Raw genomic sequence first — 238 nt, forward strand, 5'->3', positions numbered from 1 at the left:
CGAATTCGCGGTGGATCACGGCGTTGCAAGGGGTTTCGGTCTTGTGGTCGCAGAAGTCCATATGTTAACGCTCGCTGGCCATCTGCGTGGCGACTTCGGACAATTCCCGCGCGTTATTTAGCCAATGCCGACCTTCGCCGACCAGCTAGTCGAGCACCACGCACTGTTTTTTCAGAGATTCGAGGCTTATTTCCAACGGCGTGCCCGTCAGATCGCCCCTCACTTCCTGGAAGGTGCG

1 pseudogene is annotated in these 238 nt (G+C 57.1%); it reads right to left on the reverse strand.

Features of this window, described 5'->3' with window-relative positions:
* Positions 1-238: pseudogene (locus ACFZPT_RS27000) on the reverse strand (NADH:ubiquinone oxidoreductase subunit N); the annotation flags it as partial.

The organism is Pseudomonas sp. MD330_10, from assembly GCF_042610415.1.
In the GTDB taxonomy this organism is placed as follows: domain Bacteria; phylum Pseudomonadota; class Gammaproteobacteria; order Pseudomonadales; family Pseudomonadaceae; genus Aquipseudomonas; species Aquipseudomonas rhodesiae.